Origin of the sequence: Pacificibacter marinus (assembly GCF_900109555.1) — a bacterium.
GTDB classification, from domain to species: Bacteria; Pseudomonadota; Alphaproteobacteria; order Rhodobacterales; family Rhodobacteraceae; genus Celeribacter; species Celeribacter marinus_C.
This window is the reverse complement of the sequence record NZ_FNZV01000017.1, coordinates 18442-38971: the sequence shown is the minus strand read 5'-3', so window position 1 is coordinate 38971 and position 20530 is coordinate 18442. Positions and strand designations below refer to the sequence as shown.

The 20530-nt window shown below is 52.7% G+C and carries 18 protein-coding genes; 11 read left to right on the top strand and 7 right to left on the bottom strand.

All coding sequences use genetic code 11. From position 1 onward, the window contains the following. The first annotated feature begins 17 nt into the window (after nucleotides 1-17). On the top strand, nucleotides 18-440 hold the full coding sequence (gene ndk, locus BM025_RS17115) for a nucleoside-diphosphate kinase (protein ID WP_085847611.1): 423 nt from the start codon (nucleotides 18-20) through the stop codon (nucleotides 438-440). 105 nt (nucleotides 441-545) lie between these two features. On the opposite strand, the gene BM025_RS17110 is transcribed toward ndk, so the two are convergent. After that, nucleotides 546-905 (bottom strand): TfoX/Sxy family DNA transformation protein, encoded by a 360-nt coding sequence (locus BM025_RS17110; protein WP_085847610.1) that lies wholly within the window; start codon nucleotides 903-905, stop codon nucleotides 546-548. A gap of 301 nt (nucleotides 906-1206) precedes the next feature. Next, nucleotides 1207-2055: a 3-deoxy-8-phosphooctulonate synthase gene (gene kdsA, locus BM025_RS17105; RefSeq protein ID WP_085847609.1), complete on the bottom strand. Its 849-nt coding sequence runs from the start codon at nucleotides 2053-2055 to the stop codon at nucleotides 1207-1209. 281 nt (nucleotides 2056-2336) lie between these two features. On the opposite strand from kdsA, the gene ald reads away from it, so the two are divergent. From ald to fghA, 4 genes are all read left to right on the top strand, one after another. Continuing rightward, on the top strand, nucleotides 2337-3455 hold the full coding sequence (ald, locus tag BM025_RS17100; RefSeq protein ID WP_085847608.1) for an alanine dehydrogenase: 1119 nt from the start codon (nucleotides 2337-2339) through the stop codon (nucleotides 3453-3455). Nucleotides 3456-3762: 307 nt separating this feature from the next. Then, nucleotides 3763-3978: a DUF1127 domain-containing protein gene (locus BM025_RS19005; protein ID WP_139204592.1), complete on the top strand. Its 216-nt coding sequence runs from the start codon at nucleotides 3763-3765 to the stop codon at nucleotides 3976-3978. Nucleotides 3979-4251: 273 nt separating this feature from the next. Then, nucleotides 4252-5376, top strand: coding sequence for an S-(hydroxymethyl)glutathione dehydrogenase/class III alcohol dehydrogenase (locus tag BM025_RS17090; protein ID WP_085847606.1), 1125 nt, complete (start codon nucleotides 4252-4254; stop codon nucleotides 5374-5376). Between the two features lie 64 nt (nucleotides 5377-5440). Then, entirely contained in the window at nucleotides 5441-6271 is an 831-nt protein-coding gene (fghA, locus tag BM025_RS17085) for an S-formylglutathione hydrolase (RefSeq protein ID WP_085847605.1), read from the top strand. Nucleotides 6272-6349: 78 nt separating this feature from the next. Here the strand turns inward: fghA and BM025_RS17080 are convergent, their stop codons facing one another. Further along, nucleotides 6350-7747: a multicopper oxidase family protein gene (locus tag BM025_RS17080; protein ID WP_085847604.1), complete on the bottom strand. Its 1398-nt coding sequence runs from the start codon at nucleotides 7745-7747 to the stop codon at nucleotides 6350-6352. Between the two features lie 210 nt (nucleotides 7748-7957). Between BM025_RS17080 and BM025_RS17075 the strand changes: the two genes are divergently transcribed. Both BM025_RS17075 and BM025_RS17070 read left to right on the top strand, forming a co-directional pair. Then, nucleotides 7958-9184, top strand: a complete 1227-nt coding sequence (locus BM025_RS17075) for a glutathionylspermidine synthase family protein (protein WP_085847603.1) — start codon at nucleotides 7958-7960, stop codon at nucleotides 9182-9184. Nucleotides 9185-9202: 18 nt separating this feature from the next. Next, nucleotides 9203-9784, top strand: a complete 582-nt coding sequence (locus tag BM025_RS17070; protein ID WP_085847602.1) for a DUF1190 domain-containing protein — start codon at nucleotides 9203-9205, stop codon at nucleotides 9782-9784. A gap of 115 nt (nucleotides 9785-9899) precedes the next feature. Here BM025_RS17070 and BM025_RS17065 read toward each other — a convergent pair whose 3' ends face one another. Both BM025_RS17065 and BM025_RS17060 read right to left on the bottom strand, forming a co-directional pair. After that, on the bottom strand, nucleotides 9900-10691 hold the full coding sequence (locus BM025_RS17065; RefSeq protein WP_090875451.1) for a beta-keto acid cleavage family enzyme: 792 nt from the start codon (nucleotides 10689-10691) through the stop codon (nucleotides 9900-9902). Continuing rightward, nucleotides 10688-12007: an aspartate aminotransferase family protein gene (locus BM025_RS17060; RefSeq protein WP_085847601.1), complete on the bottom strand. Its 1320-nt coding sequence runs from the start codon at nucleotides 12005-12007 to the stop codon at nucleotides 10688-10690. The genes BM025_RS17065 and BM025_RS17060 overlap by 4 nt, the downstream gene beginning before the upstream one ends. Before the next feature lie 120 nt (nucleotides 12008-12127). Here BM025_RS17060 and BM025_RS17055 point away from each other — a divergent pair, with 120 nt between their 5' ends. The 4 genes from BM025_RS17055 (at nucleotide 12128) to BM025_RS17040 (ending at nucleotide 17117) form a co-directional block, all read left to right on the top strand. Next, nucleotides 12128-12985 (top strand): MurR/RpiR family transcriptional regulator, encoded by an 858-nt coding sequence (locus BM025_RS17055; RefSeq protein ID WP_170842221.1) that lies wholly within the window; start codon nucleotides 12128-12130, stop codon nucleotides 12983-12985. A 33-nt stretch (nucleotides 12986-13018) separates the two neighbouring features. Further along, nucleotides 13019-13987, top strand: coding sequence for a TAXI family TRAP transporter solute-binding subunit (locus BM025_RS17050; protein WP_085847599.1), 969 nt, complete (start codon nucleotides 13019-13021; stop codon nucleotides 13985-13987). Between the two features lie 92 nt (nucleotides 13988-14079). Further along, nucleotides 14080-16689, top strand: coding sequence for a TRAP transporter permease (locus BM025_RS17045; RefSeq protein ID WP_085847964.1), 2610 nt, complete (start codon nucleotides 14080-14082; stop codon nucleotides 16687-16689). Next, a complete protein-coding gene (locus BM025_RS17040; protein ID WP_085847598.1) occupies nucleotides 16686-17117 on the top strand; it encodes a universal stress protein in 432 nt (143 codons plus the stop codon). The genes BM025_RS17045 and BM025_RS17040 overlap by 4 nt, the downstream gene beginning before the upstream one ends. A 480-nt stretch (nucleotides 17118-17597) precedes the next feature. Here the strand turns inward: BM025_RS17040 and BM025_RS17035 are convergent, their stop codons facing one another. Both BM025_RS17035 and BM025_RS17030 read right to left on the bottom strand, forming a co-directional pair. Next, complete coding sequence (locus BM025_RS17035) at nucleotides 17598-17987, bottom strand: hypothetical protein (RefSeq protein WP_085847597.1); 390 nt, start codon at nucleotides 17985-17987, stop codon at nucleotides 17598-17600. Nucleotides 17988-19001: 1014 nt separating this feature from the next. Continuing rightward, a complete protein-coding gene (locus BM025_RS17030; RefSeq protein ID WP_085847596.1) occupies nucleotides 19002-20495 on the bottom strand; it encodes a sugar ABC transporter ATP-binding protein in 1494 nt (497 codons plus the stop codon). Nucleotides 20496-20530: the final 35 nt, after the last annotated feature.

Below are 20530 nucleotides of genomic sequence, written 5' to 3'. Positions count from 1 at the left end.
TTACAGGAGATACCATCATGGCTATCCAACGCACATTCTCTATCATCAAACCAGACGCCACAAAACGTAACCTTACAGGCGCGATTGTTGCAAAATTCGAAGAAGCTGGCCTGCGCGTTGTCGCATCCAAGCGTATTCAAATGACACTTGCACAAGCACAAGAATTCTACGGCGTACACTCTGAGCGTCCTTTCTTTGGCGAATTGTGTGACTTTATGATTTCCGAGCCAATCGTTGTTCAAGTTCTTGAAGGCGAAGACGCTATTGCTAAAAACCGCGAAGTTATGGGCGCAACAAACCCAAGTGACGCAGCTGACGGCACAATCCGCAAAGAATTCGCTTTGTCTATCGGCGAAAACTCTGTTCACGGGTCAGACGCTCCAGAAACAGCTGCAGAAGAAATCGCTTACTTCTTCTCCGGTCTTGAATTGGTTGGCTAAGCCAACTGTTTTGGTGAAACCGTTTTTGGTTTTATAATGTCTAAAAGGTCGTCCCTCGGGGCGGCCTTTTTCGTTTAATGTTGTGACAATATTTTGGCCGCAAGCCTAGCGTTTGGTGCCAACACCAATCTGATCTAAAAATCGCTCAATTCCCGCAGGTGCAGCGGTTTCGTCACGGGCGGCTCGGGTTTTGATTGCGTCAAATCGCACCCGCAGCGCCTTTTTCTCATCGCCTTTGCAGTCATTCCACGGACGCCCCTGCAGCCCCATCACCAAAGCGTAATAGCCGATAAAATGTGGTTGCGTGCCCGCCGCCATCAACATGGCATAGGCAGCATCAGGGCCGAGATCGCGCAGTTGCGTGGCGCTGGTGATGCCCGCACGCGCATAGCCAGCATCCGAGGCAGGACCAAGGTTGCGGATGGTTGAAACAGGGTCTGATGTCGTGGGGTTTGTCGGGGACATTGGTGCTTTTGGGCCTGAAAATTCGGTATCATTTTGCCTGTGTGACAGGCCCAAAGCAATGCGTAATCTTAAAGTGCTGCCCAATCGGTGAACTGTGCTGGCGGGGCTTGAGCCGGAGTTTGAGGAATCGTTTGCGCTACCGAAGGCGCGTTTTGCGATGGTGAAGACTGTGCCATTATTTATCCTTCTTGTGATGTTTCAATAGGATAAATTTGACATTGAAATCTGCCGACCCAAAGGCATGATTGGGGCGGCAAGATGGCTTATGCAATCTGCTTTTACGAAAAAAATTAACTGTCGCTTAGGCAGGTTTGACCACGTTGTCCAAAGCGCGCAGTGTGCCAAGCAGTCCTTGCAACTCTTCTATCCGCACCATGTTTGGACCATCCGAGGGCGCATTGTCAGGGTCTTCATGGGCTTCAATAAACAAACAAGACACGCCAACTGCGACAGCCGCGCGCGCCAAAGGCGGCACCATGGTGCGGTCCCCGCCCGATGAATTTCCATTGCCGCCGGGTTGTTGCACGGAATGCGTGGCGTCGAACACAACGGGGTAGCCTGTTTCGGCCATTTTCGGCAGGCCACGGAAATCAGACACCAGCGTGTTGTACCCAAATGACGTGCCGCGATCACACAGCATGATGTTGTGATTGCCCGTTGATGCCACTTTTTGCGCGACGTTTGCCATATCCCAAGGGGCTAGGAATTGACCCTTTTTGATGTTGATGACTTTGCCCGTTTCGCCCGCTGCCAATAGCAAATCAGTTTGACGGCATAGGAATGCTGGGATTTGTAGAATGTCGACAAATTCCGCGGCCATGTCACAGTGATGGGTTTCATGTACGTCCGTCAAAACGGGGCAGCCAAATTCATCGCGGATTTTTGACAATATCGTCAAACCAACCTCAGACCCAAGTCCGCGTTCGCCAGATAAAGATGACCGATTGGCCTTGTCATAAGAGCCTTTGAAAATAAACGGTGTGCCCGTCGCATCACAGGCCTTGGCAATTTTTTCAGCCAACATGCGTGCGTGATCCAAACTTTCCAGCTGGCAAGGTCCGCAAATTAGCCCAAATGGCAAATCATTGGCCAACGTGACAGCGCCTTTGAGCGCAGGGGATCCGATGGTGACGGCATGAGATGTGGTCATTGAAAAGCTCCGAACTGGTTTGTCTCCATAGATCATAAATCGCGGGCAGGGCGCAAGCAGTCCCGTGGGGCGCAGCCGAAATCACAACACTTGTTACACACCTGCTGTCGTCTGGCTTTTGGGTAAAAGTATTGCAAAGCTGAGTCTTGTGGGATTTCCAATCGAAATATGCTAATCCGTCGGGTGAATACGCCACAAAACATCAGTGCCACTCCTCAAAGCGCAGAAAATCCCATGTAAGGGCTGTTACGCTTTGGAAAACACAACATGGAGGATGAGATATGCGGATCGGTTGCCCAAAAGAAATCAAAAATCATGAGTATCGCGTTGGCTTGACGCCTGAAAGTGCGGCGGAGCTGGTGGCCCATGGTCATGATGTCGTCATGGAACACGGGGCTGGTTTGGGGATTGGCGCACAAGATGCTGATTATCTGGCCGCAGGCGCCACAGTGGCCGATGTCGAAACCGTGTTTGCCACGGCTGACATCATCGTCAAAGTTAAAGAACCCCAAGCGGTCGAGCGTAAGCGCCTGCGGGCAGGGCAAACGCTTTACACCTATTTGCACCTTGCACCAGATGCGCCACAAACCGTTGATCTGATGGCGTCGGGCGCGACTTGTATCGCTTATGAAACCGTCACATCGCCCTTTGGCGGTCTGCCGCTGTTGAAGCCGATGAGCCAAGTTGCGGGCCGTATGGCGGTGCAAGCTGGCGCGCATACATTAGAGAAAGCCCAAGGCGGGCGTGGTGTTTTGCTGGGCGGTGTGCCCGGTGTTGCCCCCGCTAAAGTGGTTGTTATCGGCGGCGGAGTTGTGGGGCGCAATGCGGCTGTGATGGCTGTGGGCATGGGCGCGGATGTGACCATATTGGATCGCTCGAATGAAGCGCTTGAAAGCATCGATACGCAGTTTGGTGGTCGCGTGAAGACGCTCTATTCCAGCAAAACCGCGCTTGCGGATGTGATCACCACCGCTGACTTGATCATCGGGGCTGTGTTGATCCCCGGTGCGGCTGCCCCCAAACTTGTCACGCGTGAGATGCTCAAAACCATGCAAGCTGGCGCTGTGTTGGTGGATGTTGCCATCGACCAAGGCGGGTGTTTCGAAACTTCGCGGGCCACAACCCACGCTGATCCGATCTATATCGAAGAAGGCATCGTGCATTACTGCGTTGCCAATATGCCTGGGGGCGTGGCGCGCACATCAACCTATGCGCTCAACAATGCCACCTTGCCGCACTTGTTGAAACTGGCGGACAAAGGCGTGAAAGACGCGCTGCTGTCTGATCCGCATTTGCTTGAGGGGCTGAATGTGGCGCATGGGAAAGTGACCTGCAAACCTGTGGCGGATGTTCAGGGGCTTGAATATATGCCTGCGCGCGCTGCGGCTGAGGCCCTTTAAACCACATTATATATGTCGACTGCAAAGGCCCTGCATCTGCGGGGCCTTTTTGTCTGCACGTCTTAATTGCAGTCGAGATCTGCAGGGCTGTGTGGTCAGCTATGCGCCTAGGGAATGGGTTAAAGAAAAGTGTATGCGTTGAGTGCATGGCGGGGTTCTTGTATTGTGGATTGTTGCACCGCAGCATTTGCCCCATATTCAACTCAAGCAATCGGGCAAACGCCCAGACAAGACATACCGAACACTGGGCCAAATCACAGCGCCCACCACACAATATACAGACGCACCGAAAGATAGGAAAATTCAAATGGCATATGCAGCTTCAAACACAAAATTCAATCAAGTCTCTTTGGCTGAGCGTTTCGCAAAAGCCTTTGCCAAAGCTATTGCAAAATTTTCACGCAACGTTGCTGAAGCACGTTACATGAGCGAGTTGTTTCACTTGAGCGACCGCGAGCTTGCAGATATCGGCATCAACCGCGCTGACATTCCACGCATTGCACGTGAAGCCGCCCAAGACTAATTTGCGGCAAGGCTGTCATGGCCAACTTTACGACTTAATATTCACCCCCGTTGCCTTCTGAGGTGCGGGGGTTTTATTATGTCGTGTCTCGATAGGTGTGTGCAAAATAACGCGCGTTACGTTTTTAGTTCTGCAAATATGCAAAGCTACGTGCCGCATGCGTGAACAGCAAAAACGCCATTTTTCCGCCCCGCAGCCCTTTGCGCGGCGCACAACCACAGGTAAGCTGATCACAACAGCGCAGTTTTGCGCCTTTACCTCTGGGAGACGACCATGAAAACACGCGCAGCAGTCGCATTCGAAGCCGGAAAACCACTGGAAATCGTTGACGTCGATCTAGAAGGCCCAAAGTGGGGCGAGGTTCTGATCGAAATTAAAGCAACAGGCATTTGCCACACAGACGAATTCACCCGCTCAGGTGCAGACCCAGAAGGCATCTTTCCCGCCATCTTGGGCCACGAGGGCGCAGGCGTTGTAGTTGAGTGCGGACCGGGTGTGACATCCGTGAAAGTTGGAGATCACGTGATCCCGCTCTACACCCCTGAGTGCCGCGAATGTGCATCCTGCAAATCGCAAAAAACCAACCTATGTACAGCGATCCGCGCCACCCAAGGCAAAGGCGTGATGCCCGACGGCACCTCGCGCTTTTCCTACAAAGGCGAAACCATCTATCACTACATGGGCTGTTCCACGTTCTCAAACTACACTGTGATGCCCGAAATCGCGGTCGCGAAAATCTCGGAAAAAGCAGCGTTCGACAAAGCGTGCTACATTGGGTGCGGCGTGACCACTGGCGTTGGCGCGGTGATGAACACGGCCAAAGTTGAATTCGGCGCGACAGCGGCTGTGTTTGGTCTTGGCGGTATCGGTTTGAACGTGATCCAAGGCCTGAAAATGGCGGGCGCTGACATGATCATCGGTGTCGATCTGAACGACGACAAAGAAGAGTGGGGCCGCAAATTCGGCATGACACACTTTATCAACCCATCCAAAGGCGGCGATGTGGTCGAGCAAATCGTCAACATGACCAAGCGCGGCGATGATTTGATCGGCGGCGCGGATTACACATTCGATTGCACCGGCAACGTCAACGTGATGCGCCAAGCGTTAGAAGCATCGCACCGCGGTTGGGGCGAAAGCGTTATCATCGGTGTGGCTGGCGCGGGCCAAGAGATTGCCACGCGCCCCTTCCAATTGGTCACAGGTCGCACGTGGAAAGGCACCGCTTTCGGCGGCGCTCGCGGGCGCACGGATGTGCCAAAAATCGTTGATTGGTACTTGGATGGCAAAATCCAGATCGATCCAATGATCACCCACACAATGGGTTTGGAAGACATCAACAAAGGCTTTGATTTAATGCACAAAGGCGAATCTATTCGCTCTGTCGTCATCTTCTAAACTCTTAACAACCTCGCGTAGTGTTCTGATTGCGCGGGGTTTTTCTATTTAAAAGGGCCCGATCATGGAAACCGTTTCAACGAACCTCTCTTTTGGCGGCACGCAGGGCGTTTACACGCACCAGTCCACATCAACGGGCACTCAGATGACCTTTGCGGTCTTCGTGCCGCCCCAAGCCGCCACTGACAAATGCCCCGTTGTTTGGTATCTGTCTGGGCTGACTTGCTCTCATGCCAACGTCATGGACAAAGGCGAATATCGCCGCAAAGCCGCCGAATTGGGCTTGATTATCGTTTGCCCCGACACTTCGCCACGCGGCGATGATTTGCCAAATGACGAGAGCTGGCAAATGGGTCAGGGGGCTGGGTTTTACGTCGATGCCACGCAATCTCCGTGGTCCAAGAATTTTCAGATGTATTCCTATGTGACTCAAGAATTGCCTACGCTTATCGCTGAAAATTTCCCTGCTGACATGACGCGGCAAGGCATCACTGGCCATTCCATGGGCGGTCATGGCGCATTGACCATCGCGCTGAAAAACTCCGATACGTTTAAGTCTTGCTCTGCCTTTGCGCCGATTACCAATCCCTCAACGGCTGAGTGGTCCAAAGGCGCGCTGATGGCATATTTGGGTGCGGATGACGCCAAATGGGCCGAATATGATGCCGTGCGTTTGATTGAAAATGGGGCGCGTTTTCCTGCGCTCTTTGTTGATCAAGGTGCTGCGGATAATTTCTTTGAAGGCTGTAATCCCCATGCGTTGCAAAACGTTTGCGCGCGAACAGACATCGCTTTGACGTTGAGATTTCAAGAGGGGTATGACCACTCGTATTTCTTTATCTCAACATTTATGGATGATCATCTGACGTGGCATGCCGAGCGCCTATCGCTTTAGCATAAGGGTCGTCTGACACAATAAAACAGGCACGCTTTTGGTGTGCCTGTTACATTAATTTTTACACGTATCTGTATGCTATAAAACGCGAATATATCCGGCCAGTCCGGTTTTTTGATGTTCGATCACATGACAATGAAACGCCCAGTCGCCAGGGTTGTCAGCGACAAAAGCAACATCCACAGTCTCACCTTTTTGCAAAAGTGCCGTGTCAGTCCAATTGGATGACACAGCCCGCTGGTTTGACGCAATCACCCGAAATGTCAGCCCATGTAAATGGATCGGGTGGGCATTCGGGCTTTCATTGCGCAACCGTAAAACAGCGGTTTCGCCACGCTTGAATGTGGCCAGCGGCCCCGTGCCTGTCGCCGCATCACCCGGCCAAGGTTTGCGGTTGATCGACCAAAACGTATAGCCCAGCGTGCCACAAAAACCATTGTTCGGCGCATCGCCTTGGGGGGACCAGCCAAACACGAATTCTTCCAGTCGCGCGTTGGCCATGTCAGGTTCTGAGATCGCATTCGCAGGCAAGGGCTCCAGCTCAGCAAGGTTGCGGTGCAGCGATGATCCCGTGGCGCGTAGTCGTGCCATACGGCGCGGCCCACCGGGGGCGTCGCTCATCACCTCGACAATTTCACCCTCGCCATCGGGCATGCGCAAAGCCACATCAACACGTTGCCCCGCAGCCAGGGGCAGCGCGTCTTCTTCGCGTGTTGGCAGCGCCATCGGCGTGGCAAGCGGGTGCCCGTCCAAAGCGATCACATGGCCTGTGGCATTGGGCAAAAACAACCGATACATCCGCGCTGTGTCAGTGGCCGCAACCCGCAAGCGCACCAAGCCGCCAGCAGGGGCATCTTCGACCAAATCAACGGTCCAGTTGGCAGTCATCACAGTGCCAAAGGTGCCCGTGCGCGCAGCGCCACGTGCGGTCCACAGGTCGATGAACTGTCCGTCGCGGCCAAGACGAAAATCTTTGAAATTCAATGCTATATCGGCATCAAATCCGGGATTTTCAGGCTCTTCCACGATCAGAACACCTGTCAGACCGCGTGCCATTTGTTCCATCGTCATGCAGTGCGGATGATACCAATAGGTGCCCGCATCGGGCGGGGTGTAGAGGTAGTCAAATGTCTCGCCCCCCGCGATGGGAAATTGCGTCAGATAGGGCACGCCGTCCATGTCATTTGGTATGCGCAAGCCGTGCCAATGCATGGCCGTGTAGTCTTCGGTGCCGTTTTTGACATGGGCCGTGAACGCGTGACCTTGGCGCATACGCAGTACTGGCGGCGGGCCGTCGGGGCGCGTGGACACAAGGCCTTTTGTGATAAAGCCGGGCATGATTTCAGCACGGGCAGGCTGCACCAAAAGCGGCGTGGCGTTTTGATTTTGGGCCAGTGCACGGGTGACACCAAAGGCGCTGGGGGCCGCTATAGCCCCGCCAATCATCGTCAAAGCCTGTCGTCTGGAAAAGGACATGTCGGGCCTCCTGCATTGGTATTTTCGCGTAGTATCCGGCATATTGTCAGGCGGGGCAATTGGTGGTTTTGATATCTGTCAGCGCCTAAGTGTCACGGGGCGCAGGCGCACTGCGGGCGCGGTATGCCACCAGAATAGCCCTTTGGCTTATATCTGGCCTTTTGCACAGAACCCTTGTAGGCAGTGTGGTGACTTTTAAGGACATCTTGCGTGCAAAAAATAACCCTACCTGAGCGCCCAAATTGGCGTGATCAAGCCGCTGAGCTTGGCTTTACCTTTGCAGATATGCACGGCGAACCCTATTGGGATGAAACCTCGGCCTATCAGTTCACCTTGCGCCAAATCGAAGATGACATCGAAGATCCATCAACCGAATTGCATGACATGTGTCGCGCGGCAGCCGCTAAAATTGTGCAAAGCGAAGAATTGCTAGGAAAACTCGGCATTCCTGCGGCACATTTTGATTTGGTCAAAGACAGTTGGACACGCCAAGACCCAGAACTATATGGCCGATTTGATTTGGCCTATGATGGCACGGGCCCTGCAAAGATGTTGGAATACAACGCCGACACGCCGACCTCATTGTACGAAAGTGCGTCCTTTCAATGGGCGTGGCTTGAAGGCCAGATTGATGCGGGCGTTTTGCACAAAAGCGATGATCAATTCAACGGCATCCACGAGGCTTTGGTCGCACGCTTTGCCGCCTTGTTTGAAAATGGCATGGATGTGCATTTCACCGCTGCGGGCGGCAATCCCGAAGATTACGCCACGGTTGAAATGCTGGGCTGGGCCGCGCGCGAAGCGGGGCTTGGGGCGCATTATTTTGATTTGGAAAAATTGGGTCTTAGCAAAGACGGGCAATTCTTGGACGACCAAGACCGCGTGATCGGCGCGTTGTTCAAGCTGTACCCTTGGGAAGACATGCTGGGCGATGACTATGCGCAACACATCGCGACCGCCAACTGTTTGATGATCGAACCTGCGTGGAAATCTGTTGTGTCCAACAAGGGTCTTTTGCCGGTGTTGTGGCAGATGTTTGAGGGCCATCCAAACCTGTTACCCGCGTTCTTTGAAGCGGATGTGCGCGAGGGGCTGCGCGGCGCTGGAATTGCTGTGCCAAGCGCGCGCGAAGCGTTTGAGTCCTGTGCAGATGTGTTGCAAGCGGGCCATGTGCGCAAACCCATTTTTTCACGCGAAGGCGCGTCAGTGTCCATCGTCGAACAGGGGCAAGTCACTGATGTAGCGCCCAACAATGACTATAGTGCCCACCCGCATATCATTCAGGCCTATCATGCTTTGCCCCGTTTTGACGGGTTTAGCCCCGTGATCGGCGCTTGGATGGTGGGGACCGATTGCGTGGGCATGAGCGTGCGCGAAGATCGGTCACGCATCACTCAAGATATGTCGCGCTTTAAACCGCATTTTATTCGAGATTGAGATCAAAGGATTACTTCTATGACCAAACGTTCCAAAGCCGTTGCTCTTAGCATTCTCGGTGCCGCATCCTTTGCTCTGGCAGGCTGCCAAGAGGAAAAAATCGATGCGCAGGCCTATCCCGATGTGGAAACCTGCAAGGCCGAGGTCGGCGCGGGCGGGCTTGCGTCGACTGAACAATGCGACATTGCCTTTGCCGAAGCCCAAGCGCTGCACGTCGAAGCCGCGCCGCGCTACGACAGCATTGAAGTGTGCGAAAGCCAACATGGTGCTGGGGCCTGTGGCTCTGAAGCGTCACAGGTGGCCAGCGGCGGGTCTGGCGGTATTTTTATGCCGTTGCTGACCGGATATCTCATTGGCAATATGCTTGGTGGACGCGGCGGCATGGCAGGATCGCAGCCTTTGTACCGCAAATCTGGCGGTGGTTTCACCAATGCTGCGGGCAGCGCCAGCTATTCGGCCAACAAAGGCAAAGCCAGCATCGGCAGCAACCAATTCGCCAAACCTGCTGCAACAGCAGGAAAAGCGCCTATGACCAAGGCCACAGTCGGATCACGCGGTGGTTTTGGTAAAACGGGTGGCACACGCGGGTTTGGCGGCTAAGCGCCCCACATAAACCTAAATGAAAACCGCCCCAAATTGGTGGCGGTTTTTCTATGTCTTACAGTACGGGAAAGCGCAGATTTTTAGATGCGCCCCCGTGCGGGATATGCGGCGTTCAAAGGTCAAGAAAACTGACCACTTCTGCAACACGTTCAGCGTTGGTTTTGGCGATTGATCCATCCGCATTTTGGAATGAGTTTTCAAACCCGACACGTATTTTGCCCCCAAGTTGATGGGCAGCTTGCAAGCATAGCGTTTCGTTTTGACCAAAGGCACAGACACCCCAATCTGCTGCGGGGCAATACTGGTCTTTCCAAGTCACAAAGGGGTTAAGATCTTGTGCGCTGCTTTGTTGCCCCGTCGTATAGCGCCCGAGCACAAACAAAAGTTGCAGATGCGCGGGGTCAAGCGTGCCTTGGGCAAAAAGACTGTTCATCAACTGCAAATCAGTTTCGCCATATAAGATGTGCTGAACCGCAATATTTTGATCGGCGCAAAAGGCATAGAACGCGCTTGTGATCGCCATGTCGTCTTCGGCACAAAGTTCGGCCACTGAAATCGACACAGCATCGGGTTTGAGCTGCTCGACCACATCACGTTGTTGCGCGGGGGTGTATAGCCCCACAGCTTCGGTCGTGATTTGCAACGTCATGTCTGGAACTGTGTGGTTGAGGGCTTGTAGCGCCTCGCGGTACAGACCGACATCTAGGCTGTGCTTGCCCGCCGCATCGCGCACATGCAAATGCAACCCGTCGGCACCTGCGGCGTGACAGGCGGATGCCGTGGTCAGGATTTCGTCCAAACTCAGCGGTAGAGCAGGGTGGTCGGCTTTGGTTTTGCGTGCCCCGTTTGGCGCGACCATCACACGTGGTAGCGCGCAGGGCAGCGTATGAGATTGGCGTTTCATAACACTTGATCCAAAGCGATGCGCAGTTTGCTGGTGATCTCATCAATATGGGCATCGGTCATGATAAATGGCGGGGCCAGCAAAATGTGATCGCCGTTTTGTCCATCGATTGTGCCCCCCATGGGGTAGCACACAAGGCCAGCCTCAAATGTCTTTTTCTTAAGGTCTTTGTGCAGCGCGCGTGCGGGGTCAAACGGCTTTTTCGTCTCGCGGTCTTGCACGATTTCCAGCCCGCGAAACAATCCGCGCCCTCGAATGTCACCAATATGCGGGTGGTTTCCGAATTCTTGCTCAAGCGCGGTTTGCAGTTTGTCGCCAAGCGTAGAAACGCCCGCAGCCAGTCCGCCGTCTGTGAGTTTTGTCAGCACCGCGAGCGAGGCAGCACAAGCGACAGGGTGACCCACATAGGTGTGGCCGTGTTGGAAAAATCCGCTACCGTTTTCAATGGCGGCATAGATTTGCGCCGAACACAGCATGGCACCGATGGGCTGATAGCCTGCGCCCAGTCCCTTGGCGACCGCCACAATATCGGGGCGCACGTTGTCTTGTTCGCTGGCAAACAGCGTCCCGGTGCGGCCCATGCCACACATCACCTCGTCCAAAATCAGCAGCACACCATATTGGTCGCAAATCTCGCGGACACGTTTGAAATAGCCTTCGACAGGCGGCACAGCGCCAGCGGTGGCCCCAACAACGGGTTCCGCGACAAAGGCGATGACACTGTCGTCGCCAAGGCGTAAAATTTCGGTCTCAAGCTCATTGGCCACACGTTGCCCATAGTCAAATGGTGTCTCGTCATTGTGGCGTCCGTGATATTCAAAACACGGGGCAATATGCGTGGTATCGACCAGCATAGGCGCAAACGGAGCGCGGCGCCACGCGTTGCCGCCTGTTGCCAACGCACCCAGCGTGTTGCCGTGGTAACTTTGACGTCGTGCGATCACATGGCGGCGTTGCGGCTGGCCGATTTCCACAAAGTACTGCCGCGCCAGTTTAAGTGCGGCTTCCATCGCTTCTGACCCGCCAGAGACAAAATACACCCGCTCAATCCCCTCGGGGGCGTGGGCGATAAGTTTGTCGGCAAGCTGTTCTGCGGGGTCTGAGGTGAAAAAACTGGTGTGCGCAAAAGCGATTGTATCGAGCTGCTCTTTGATCGCGGCCGTTACATCTGGGTCGCCATGCCCAAGGCAAGATACGGCTGCCCCACCTGAGCCATCAAAGTATTGTTTTCCGGCTTTATCGTAAAGATATACGCCTTTGCCATGGGACACTGTGGGAAGCGCGGATTTGGTATGACGCGGAAAAACGTGGGACATCTTGTTGCCTTAAGGTCAGTTGAACCACGGCACTGAAACATACGATTCTTTTGTTGACAAGGTATGAAACAAGTGAAACGCTCGTGTTGTGCAAAGTTTGTGGGGGAGCGCATTTTGCAAATGTCATTCGAACAACAATTGTCTGGTAAATACGCGTCTTTGAGCCCCAAGCTCAGATCCGCTGCCGATTTTGTTGTGGCGAACCCTGTGGATGTGGCGACCCGCAGTTTGCGAACCGTGTCCAAAGATGCCCGCCTGTCCCCCGCAACGTTTTCACGCATGTCGACCGCTTTAGGGTATGGCAGCTATGAAGACCTGCGCGAGGTTTTACGCGGCACGATTGAACATCGCACCAATACCTTTTCTCATAAGGTCGAAGCGTTACAGCAGCGCCATGATGAAGGCGATAAAGACTTTTTCTCTCAACATGTTGTGGACAGTGCGGCCAATGTGCAGGGCCTTGCCACATCCATTGACAGCGCCACCTTGGAAACCTGCGTTGAACGCTTGCACAAAGCGCGGCGTGTGTTGGTGACGGGCAAGCTTGGCTCGACAGGGGTTGCTGAATATCTAACCTATATGGCCAGTTTCATTGCTGACAACTGGTCCATGGCAAGCCGCATGGGGGCCTCTATGGCCAGCAATCTTGTGGGGTTGTCGGAACAAGACGTCATGATCGTGGTGACCAAGCCGCCGTGTGTGCAATCCTCGGTGCGTGCAGCGGATGAGGCACGTAAGGCGGGCGTTTTTGTGATTGTCATCACCGACACGCGGGCCTGTCCTGCGTTGGTGCATGCCTCTGCTAGCTTTATTGTGCCCACCCAAAGTCAGCACTTCTTTTCGTCTTACGCATCAACGCTGGTGCTGTGTGAAATTCTAATCGGCTCTCTTGCAGCACGGTCGGGTGCGCCCGCGCGTGCACGTATTGCAGAGGTCGAAAACCGGAATCGCCGTCTCAACGAAGTTTGGGATGGATGAGCTTATTAACAAGTTAACCAAAGGAGACATTGAATGTCTAAGAACTTGAAACTGTCCGTAGCTGCGTTTGCTCTAGGCGCCATGATGGCACCTGCTGCATTTGCTGAAGAGTTTATCACAATCGGTACAGGTGGTGTCACCGGTGTTTACTATCCAACAGGTGGCGCGATCTGCCGTCTTGTCAACAAAGGCCGCAAAGAGCACGGTATCCGGTGTTCCGTAGAATCCACGGGTGGTTCTGTGTACAACATCAACACAATCCGCGAAGGCGAGTTGGAATTTGGTGTGGCGCAATCCGATTGGCAGTACCATGCATACAATGGCACATCCAAATTTGAAGAAGCGGGCCCCTTCGAAGGTCTGCGCGCTGTGTTCTCAGTTCACCCTGAGCCATTCACAGTTGTGGCACGCGCTGATGCGGACATCAAAACGTTTGATGATCTCAAAGGCAAACGCGTGAACATCGGCAACCCCGGGTCCGGTCAACGCGGTACAATGGAAGTGCTTTTGGAAGCAAAAGGTCTGACAACTGACGATTTCGCTTTGGCAACTGAGCTCAAAGCGGCTGAACAGTCTGCCGCACTTTGTGACAACCAAATCGATGCAATGGTTTACACTGTGGGTCACCCATCTGGGTCCATCCAAGAAGCAACAACAGCCTGTGACTCTGTTCTTGTGACAGTTGACGGCGATGTTGTTGATGGCTTGATCGCTGACAACGCATTCTACCGCACAGCTGTAATTCCTGGTGGCATGTACCGTGGCAACGACGAAGACACGAAAACATTTGGTGTGGGCGCGACATTCGTAACCTCATCTGACGTGTCTGAAGAAGCTGTGTACACTGTTGTGAAATCCGTGATGGAAAACATCGAAGATTTCCGCAAATTGCACCCTGCATTTGCAAATCTTGACCCTAAAGAAATGGCGACAGCTGGCCTGTCTGCGCCTTTGCATGCTGGCGCTGCGAAATACTACAAAGAAGCTGGCCTGATTGACTAAATTATACGAGTATTTTGGAGGGGCGCACAGTGCCCCTCCATTTTTTGTTTTTGAATAAAGTCGGGAAAATCCGCATTTCAACAGGGACTGACATGGTAGATAAATCAACAGAAAACCGACCGCTCAGCGAGCAGGAGCTACAGGATCTTGTAGCCTCCTCTGACGCTGGCGCGCGCGATCCCGCCGGAGGCGTTGGCATGTTACTTGCCATTGTTGCCGTCGTTTGGTCGTTGTTTCAGGTGCTTCTCGCATCCCCCTTGGCGAACTATGTTTTGCCCGGAGATCTGATTAACAACTCGCGTCAGGTGCATTTGGCATTTGCTGTGTTTTTAGCCTTTATGGCTTACCCCGCGTTTAAATCGAGCCCGCGCAATTACATCCCGATGTTTGATTGGCTGCTTGGACTGTTCGGTGCCTTTGTCGCGCTTTACGGGCTTTTCTTTTATGAAAAGATCGTCAACGCAGGCGGGCTTGCCGATAACATGGACAAATGGTTCGCCCTTGCTGGCTTGCTGATTTTGTTCGAAGGCGCACGTCGCGCTCTAGGGCCTGCTATGGCGATCATCGCGACAATCTTTTTGGCCTATGTGTTCTTTGGCTCATCAGATTTCGTCCCCGATGTGATCCGCTGGAAAGGCGCGTCATTGAAAAAAGCCATGAGCCACATGTGGATCACCTCAGAAGGTGTGTTCGGCATCGCGCTTGGCGTTTCTACCAAATTCGTATTCCTGTTCGTGCTCTTCGGGGCTTTGCTCGATAAAGCGGGCGCGGGGAACTATTTCATCAAAATGGCGTTCGGCGCACTTGGTCACCTGCGTGGTGGTCCTGCCAAAGCCGCTGTTGTTGGTTCTGCCGCGACAGGTCTTATCTCTGGCTCATCCATCGCCAACGTTGTCACCACTGGTACATTCACCATTCCTTTGATGAAACGTGTTGGCTTTTCATCCGAAAAAGCGGGCGCTGTCGAAGTGGCATCGTCTGTAAACGGTCAAATCATGCCGCCTGTTATGGGCGCTGCTGCGTTCTTGATGGTTGAATATGTGGGCATTTCCTATGTCGAAGTGATCACCGCAGCGTTCTTGCCTGCAACGATTTCCTACATCGCTTTGGTCTACATCGTTCACCTTGAAGCCATCAAAAACAACATGCCAACAATCGGTCACCGCGAAGTCAAAATGGCGCGCACGGTGATTGGAATGTTCTCGTTCTTCGCTGTCTTTGCTGGCCTGTGTTACGGGTCTCAATTCCCTGTCAATGCGGTGTCTGCGTGGGTTCCAAGTTATGCTGGCTTGATCATGTCTTTGATCGTTTGTGCGATCTATGTCGGGCTGCTTGCATTCGCTGCGACTGCGCCAGACCTACAACCAGATGACCCCAACGCAGAAGAAGTCGAACTGCCAGTGATCAGTGAGATTTACAAAACGGGGCTTTACTACCTGCTGCCCATCGTTGTGTTGGTTTACTTCTTGATGATTGAGCAAAAATCACCAGGCCTATCCGCATTTTGGGCGACAATGCTGTTGTTCGTCATCTTGTTAACGCAACGCCCACTTAAAGCCATGTTCCGCGGCGAAAACGATATGGCGAATGCCGTAAAACAAGGCATTGTGGATTTGACCCAAGGTCTCATCGACGGCGCACGCAACATGATCGGTATCGGTCTTGCGACAGCTACCGCTGGCGTGATCGTGGGCACTGTGACGCTTACAGGCGTGGGCCAAGTGATGGCGAATTTGGTCGAACTTTTGTCAGGTGGCAACTTGATCTTGATGCTGGTGATGGTGGGGCTGCTGTCCCTCATTCTTGGCATGGGCTTGCCAACCACGGCCAACTATATCGTTGTGTCCTCTTTGATGGCGGGCGTCGTGGTTGAACTTGGCGCGCAAAACGGTCTGATTGTGCCGCTGATTGCTGTGCACCTGTTCGTGTTCTACTTTGGCATTATGGCGGACGTGACGCCGCCTGTGGGGCTTGCCAGTTTCGCCGCCGCTGCGGTGTCTGGTGGGGACGCGATCAAAACCGGTTTCGTCGCGTTTTTCTACAGCCTGCGCACAGTTGCTTTGCCGTTCGTGTTCATCTTCAACACCGATTTGTTGTTGATCGATGTGACGTGGTACCAAGGTATATTGGTGTTCATCACCGCCTCCATCGCGATCCTCGTGTTTACGGCGGGAACGATGGGCTGGTTCCTGACCAAAAGCCGTTTCTACGAAAGCATCGCATTGGTGTTGATCGCTTTTGTTCTGTTCCGTCCGGACTTTGTGATGAACCGTTTGCAGCCTCCATTTGCGTTTGTTGAACCTGCTGGGTTTACCCAAGCGCTTGACGATGCATCCGTCGGCGATGAGTTCCGCCTTGTGGTGTCTGGTCCTGATTACGACACGGGCGAGACCAAAGAAACCACACTGGTTATGCCAATCGCCAGCGAAGGCACTAGCGATGATCATTTGAACGCGTTTGGCTTGCTGTTGTTGGCAGACGGTGACGCTGTCAATATGGACGAGCCGTCCTTTGGCTCTCCGTTCAGTTCCAGCCTCGGCAGCTTTGATTTTTACGGCGATGACCCCGTAACGATCGCATCTGTGCAAGCTCCAGTACATCAGCAGCCCAAAGAAATCATCTTTCTACCGGCTTTGTTGTTCTTGGCTCTTATCGCATTCTTGCAAAAGGCTCGTATCTCTAAACAAGGAGTGCCATCATGACCAGTTCCATTCTATGCGCAGTTGATGTCAGCAACGGGGATGATGATCTAGCGACCATCAAAACCGCACAGAAAATGGCAGACCTTGAGGACGCACAGCTTGATATCATCGCGGTCGTGCCAGATTTTGGCATGAGCCCGGTGGGCGGTTTCTTTAGCAAAGATCACCATGATAAAATGGTGGTCGAAGCCAAAGCGATGCTCAACAAGTTGGTGATCAAAGCCGTGGGCGAAGCCAATAACGCCAAGGTGCGCCACGTTGTGGCCACCGGAAAAGCCTATGAAGAAGTCCTGAAACTCGCAGAGAAAACGTCACCGTCTCTCATCGTTGTGGGCAGTCACAAGGCCGAAAAATCTCACTATATGCTTGGGCCAAACTCTGCGCGTGTCGTCAGACATGCCAGTTGCTCGGTCTACGTGGTGCGCTAAAAATATGCTATGTCCTGTGGCGTTTTACGGCATGGGGCATAGCACCTTTAATACGCGTGATTGAGGGCCTTAGATTTGCGTCTTTGTCCCTTTTTAATGTGAAACAAAAATGATCGTGTCGCGTTTTAGATCCGGTCTCTTTCGAGCATTATTTGCTATGAAGGAGATATGGAATGGCAAAAAGATACACAGACGAGGCATCAAAGTGATGCCGTGCGCAGTGCTATCAGTAGCGGTTTAACGTGACCGCAGGTTTTATCAAATTTGAACTTTGGCCTTTTGACACTGAACAAATGGGGTCAGCAACGTCAGCATGATGGTTTGATGATTGGACCGCATGAGAGTGTCGAAAAGAAAAACATCCGACTTATGTACGAGGAAAGGTACGTATTGAAAACGGCGGCAATTTTGTGCCACGCCGATGACGTGGCACAAGCTGTCGGAATGTTGGTAGATGCTTGTTAAAACACCTAAGCGAAATTATTTTTTCACAGCGCGTTCTACAGCAAGACCTTTTACAGCTTTTTCCTTTTGTAGATCGTCTACAACGCGTTCTTTTTTAAGATCATGCTTCAGGCCGTCCAAATAGCAAGCCGCCCGTTCTTTATCTTTTTGTTGATCACATTGTTCAGAATGGGTTTTCACAGACTGCATGACAGCGGCTTTGTCATATTTTTGAACAAAGTTGAACTGGTCTTCGATATCAGGAGCAACGATGCTACCGTCATCCCACAGCAATTCACCCAAACACGAAAATGCATTGCCGCCGTTATTCATGCATCTTTGATAAGAATAGTAATTTGCGGATGCGCTGCTTGGCATCAAGTTCAAAGAAATCAGAGCGGCGGTTGCGATTAAAACTTTTTTCATATTCGTTTCCTTCGTGATTTAATAGAATTTCGTTGCAGTCGACCTGGCGTCTGATCAAGCTGAAATCTTTTTGAGGGAATGCTCTGAGATAAGCTATATCATCCCATTGATATCAAATATCATATGTCCAAATTATTGTTATTAATGGTAAATATAGAATTCAAACGGTATCCGGTGAGGCCAATTTGGACCTGTCGCGTTGCGTGCTGCCCCAAGTACTTGTTTAAGCCACCTTCCTTTTAGAAAAAAAACGATCGGGCTTTTCTAGCCCAGTGCTGAGCGGCGGCGGTGCGGATTTTAAGTAAATATGCTTCACTGCCAAACTGAACTGATGCTACTCGCCGGCTCGGCTCTTTGATCCGTCTCTATCTTTGATGAAACTTCCAAGATGCACGCAGTTACGGTACTTCCTGATCCAAGATGCCAACAAGCCATAAAAACATCCTTGTTGTTCCTCCAGTGTTTTCCCAGAGGACTTCAAAAAGCCAAAAGGGGCTAGCTGAAATCAGCTAACCCCTTGAAATTCTTGGCTTCGGCGGTAGGGAACGGAGCTAGTTTCACAGGTATCACATAAGTGATTGTATTTAATTCATTTTTTGGTTTGTTTGCGATGGCGGACTTCGTTATTTGTGAGACATCTGTGAGACGGAGGTGAAACCGATCTCACGATAATCCCAATGTGATCATAGGACTGTTTTCTCGTCTGGTCGAGGTGAAAGTACGGTGAATCTTGAAACTGGACCTGTCGCGGTTTGGTGCCGCTTGGTCTTTGGCTCATATCAAAGAGCAGTCGCGTCTCAGCTTGGGCAGTTACGCACTGCACAGCAGGGTATTGCGTAGCAATGTCCCGAGAGTGGTCGCCAACGAATGACTGGGAAACTCAAGGAAATTGGCCACCGATGTGTGGGCCATTATTGCTCCGCATTTTACATCGCTTTTCCCCGCCTCGAAAATGATCCAGTCACCAAGTGACCTCGCGCGTGGAACTCAAACTTTTGTCAACGCCGCGTATTTCTAGTGATTGGTAAACGCCAAATTGAGAATTTCATCCTCTGTCATTTCATCTCGCGTCAAACTGCCAACGAGTTCGCCTTGCGAAAAGACGACACAGCGGTCTGCGATGGCGAACACTTCGGGTAGCTCTGAGGAGGACACGATGACCGACATGCCCTTGGCCGCAAGCTCGTGGATGATCTCGTAAATTTCCGATTTTGCACCGACGTCGACGCCGTGGGTTGGTTCGTCGAGCAATAGCAGGCGCGGCGCGACCATAACGGCGCGTGCGAATACTGCCTTTTGCTGGTTGCCTCCCGACAAACGGGTGATCACCTGTTGTGTGTTCTCCATCTTGATGCGCAGAGACTGGGCAAAATCGTGCGTCTGACTGCGTTCGGTTGCGGAGCGCATGACCCCGAGATGCGATAGCCGATCGAGACTAGAGGCGGAGATGTTGCGTTCTACGCTGTGGCTAGGAAGAATCCCGCGTGTCTTGCGTCCTTCTGGTACCATGGTGACTCCATTGCGCACAGACGTCGGCACATGGCCCAGACGTAATTTCTGATTGCCAACGATAACCTCACCTGCGGCCGTTTTGCGAAACCCGAACAGGGTTTCCATAAGCTCCGTGCGACCAGCGCCGACCAACCCGAAAAGCGCGACCACTTCTCCCTCATCCAGATCGAGATCGACGGGTTTGAGATGCGATTTATCGCGCAGACCGCGGATAGAGACTTGTCTTGCGCCCGGTTTGGCCGCGCTGCCTTTCCATTCAAAGACAGAGCTTTTGCCAACCATATGGTGAATCAATCGGGCCTTATCGGTCTCGACCGCTGCCTCATCGCTCACCAAGGTTCCGTCGCGCAAAACAACGATGCGATCACAGTTCGCGAGCGCCTCTTCGAGTTTGTGAGTGATAAAGATAACGGACACGCCATCGCGGGAAAGATTGCGCACCAGATCAAAGAGCTTCGCGGCCTCAACCGATGTCAAAGATGAGGTCGGTTCATCAAGGATCAGAAGGCGCGGTTGCACAACAACGGCCTTCGCAATTTCGATGAGCTGTTGCTGGCCGGGACGCAATGTGTCGACGATGGTGTTTGGGTTTAGCCCCTCTAACCCAACCGCAGCCAATGCTGCCTTGGAGCGTTTCGCCATCTGCTTGCGGTCGATCAGGCCGCCTTTCCCCGCGAGATAATCGCCGAGGAAGATATTCTCGGCAACGCTGAGAGAGCCGATGGTTGATAGTTCCTGATGCACAAAGCGAATGCCCAGATCAATACCGTCGCGCGATGAGCGCAAATCCAGTTCTTGACCGTCGAGTCGCATGCTCCCTAAATCCTGTCGCAAGCTGCCGCTGACGATGTTCATCAAGGTGCTTTTCCCCGCACCGTTTTCACCAAGAAGACCAACAACGGCCCCTGGTTCTATGCTCAAATTAACACCGTGAAGGACCTCAACAGGGCCGAAAGACTTGGTGACACCGTTGATGTCGAGGCGATGGTTTTTCATATCAATTCCAAATCAGGAGCGGCACCAGATCATGT

Coding starts and splice junctions, on each gene's coding strand:
- ndk (WP_085847611.1), top strand. CDS start 18: ATGGCTATCCAACGCACATTCTCTATCATCAAACCAGACGCCACAAAA.
- BM025_RS17110 (WP_085847610.1), bottom strand. CDS start 905: ATGTCCCCGACAAACCCCACGACATCAGACCCTGTTTCAACCATCCGC.
- kdsA (WP_085847609.1), bottom strand. CDS start 2,055: ATGACCACATCTCATGCCGTCACCATCGGATCCCCTGCGCTCAAAGGC.
- ald (WP_085847608.1), top strand. CDS start 2,337: ATGCGGATCGGTTGCCCAAAAGAAATCAAAAATCATGAGTATCGCGTT.
- BM025_RS19005 (WP_139204592.1), top strand. CDS start 3,763: ATGGCATATGCAGCTTCAAACACAAAATTCAATCAAGTCTCTTTGGCT.
- BM025_RS17090 (WP_085847606.1), top strand. CDS start 4,252: ATGAAAACACGCGCAGCAGTCGCATTCGAAGCCGGAAAACCACTGGAA.
- fghA (WP_085847605.1), top strand. CDS start 5,441: ATGGAAACCGTTTCAACGAACCTCTCTTTTGGCGGCACGCAGGGCGTT.
- BM025_RS17080 (WP_085847604.1), bottom strand. CDS start 7,747: ATGTCCTTTTCCAGACGACAGGCTTTGACGATGATTGGCGGGGCTATA.
- BM025_RS17070 (WP_085847602.1), top strand. CDS start 9,203: ATGACCAAACGTTCCAAAGCCGTTGCTCTTAGCATTCTCGGTGCCGCA.
- BM025_RS17065 (WP_090875451.1), bottom strand. CDS start 10,691: ATGAAACGCCAATCTCATACGCTGCCCTGCGCGCTACCACGTGTGATG.
- BM025_RS17060 (WP_085847601.1), bottom strand. CDS start 12,007: ATGTCCCACGTTTTTCCGCGTCATACCAAATCCGCGCTTCCCACAGTG.
- BM025_RS17055 (WP_170842221.1), top strand. CDS start 12,128: ATGTCATTCGAACAACAATTGTCTGGTAAATACGCGTCTTTGAGCCCC.
- BM025_RS17050 (WP_085847599.1), top strand. CDS start 13,019: ATGTCTAAGAACTTGAAACTGTCCGTAGCTGCGTTTGCTCTAGGCGCC.
- BM025_RS17045 (WP_085847964.1), top strand. CDS start 14,080: ATGGTAGATAAATCAACAGAAAACCGACCGCTCAGCGAGCAGGAGCTA.
- BM025_RS17040 (WP_085847598.1), top strand. CDS start 16,686: ATGACCAGTTCCATTCTATGCGCAGTTGATGTCAGCAACGGGGATGAT.
- BM025_RS17035 (WP_085847597.1), bottom strand. CDS start 17,987: ATGAAAAAAGTTTTAATCGCAACCGCCGCTCTGATTTCTTTGAACTTG.
- BM025_RS17030 (WP_085847596.1), bottom strand. CDS start 20,495: ATGAAAAACCATCGCCTCGACATCAACGGTGTCACCAAGTCTTTCGGC.